At 62.2% G+C, this 1,872-nt stretch carries 2 protein-coding genes; both read right to left on the bottom strand.

The features are described 5' to 3' along the window. Positions 1-1,301, bottom strand: a 1,301-nt coding sequence (locus P0D89_RS52565; RefSeq protein ID WP_408379559.1) for an efflux transporter outer membrane subunit, incomplete at its 3' end; no start/stop codon positions are given. Between the two features lie 17 nt (positions 1,302-1,318). Beyond that, a partial coding sequence (locus P0D89_RS52560) for an efflux RND transporter permease subunit (RefSeq protein WP_408379557.1) occupies positions 1,319-1,872 on the bottom strand: 554 nt, incomplete at its 5' end.

Raw genomic sequence — 1,872 nt, 5'->3', positions numbered from 1 at the left:
TTTTCACGTTGGATAGCCACGCTGCGCGAGGCAGCCTGCTCCGCATTGACGGCCGCCTGCAACGTCTTCGCGTCCGCCTGCACGCTCTGCAATACATCGGCAACGTTCTGAAATGCGTTGATCACCGTCGAGCGGTACTGGGCGCTGGCCTGATCGAATGCCGCCTGCGCCGCGCGCTGGCGATGCAGCAACGCTCCACCCTGGAAGATCGGCTGGGCGATCTTCCCGACAACGGTGAAGAACTGGTTGTATGGCGTAAATGCGTTCGCAATGGCACTGGGCGAAGTTCCCAAGGCGGCCGTCAACGATATTTGCGGCAGCCGGTTGGCGATGGAGACACCCACCTGCGCGCTAGCAGCATGCAATGCCGCAGACGCAGCAAGAATGTCGGGCCGGCGCTCCACGAGGGTCGATGGCAGGCTGACGGGAAGATCATCAGGCAGGTGTAACGAAGACAGGTCGAAATCGGCCGCGACATCCTCGTTCGGAAAGCCGCCCATGAGCGCGATCAGCGCGTCGCGCTGCAGCGCCAATTGTTTCTCGAGCGGTGGTATCGCGATCTGCGACTGCGCAAGCACCGCTTGCTGTTGCACGACGTCCGCCTCGGCAACTTCACCGTGCATGCTTTCATGCCGAAGGATGTCGAGGAGTTCGGTATTGGCCTTGATCACCTCCTGCTGCGCAGCGATCTGCCCGCGCAGCGACGCAACGTTGAACGCTGCAAGCGCGAGATTGCTGCTCAAGGTCAGATAGGCCGCTTCCAGTTCGAAACGCTGATTGTCGGCTTGCGCGGCGGTCGATTCGATCATGCGGCGATTCAGGCCGAATGCGTCGAGCGAATACGAAACGGTCAGCTCGCCCGTGTAGAGTGAGTAAATGCGCTGGTTGTTCGCGGCGACGGGAGCAAGGCTCGCCGTGGACGTTCCGTTTCTACTGCCCGATGCGTCGACGCCGATGCTCGGAAAGAGCGTCCCCCTCTGGCTCAGCACGTTCTCACGGGCCACGGCAAGCGCAGACTGTGCGGCAGCGATGGTTGGGCTGGCCTTGAACGCGCGGTCGATCAACGCGTTGAGTTCGGGCGACTGGAACAGCGTCCACCATTGGCCCGGAATATCGCCGCCAACAGCGAACTGCTGCGCTCCTCCCACTGCGCCGGGGGCCGCTGCGGTCTTCGACGGCAGCGGAGCATGCGTGTAACCAGCGCCGTCCGGGGCGGCCGGTTGCCTGAAGTCAGGACCTACCGCGCAGGCCGCCAGCAGTAGCGGCAGCAACAGGGCGGCTGAACGTTTTAGGGCAATCACGGTAGAGCATCCCTCCATCATTCTGCGAATTGCGTTTCGCGCTCGTGCAGCTTGGCAACACGCGACGTGTCTTTGCGGCGATCGAACCACGGATAAACGGTCGGCAAAACCAGCAGCGTCAGCAAGGTTGCCGACACAAGACCACCGATAACGACAGTCGCTAGCGGACGCTGGACTTCCGCACCCGAACTCATCGAGAAAGCCATGGGCAGAAAGCCGAGGCTGGCTACGGTCGCCGTCATGAGCACAGGCCTCAGCCGGGTCGCGGCAGCCTGTTTCGCAGCCGTGACGGCACTCAAACCGCGAGCCCGCATCTCGACGATGCTGCTGACCAGCACGACGCCGTTGAGCACCGCAATACCGAAGAGCGCGATAAAGCCGACCGCAGCGGAAATACTGAACGGCAGTCCTCGTATCCAGAGGGCAAGAATGCCGCCGATCGCCGCAAACGGCACGTTGCAGAAGATGAGCGCTGCAAGGCTGGCATTGCCGAACATCAGATAGAGCAGCGCGAAAATCACGGCGAGCGAGATGGGCACCACGACGTAAAGCCGTGCCATCGCGTCCTGCA

This window comes from Paraburkholderia sp. RL18-085-BIA-A (genome assembly GCF_046027075.1).
Classification (GTDB): domain Bacteria; phylum Pseudomonadota; class Gammaproteobacteria; order Burkholderiales; family Burkholderiaceae; genus Paraburkholderia.
This window is presented reverse-complemented; position numbering and strand designations above follow the sequence as displayed.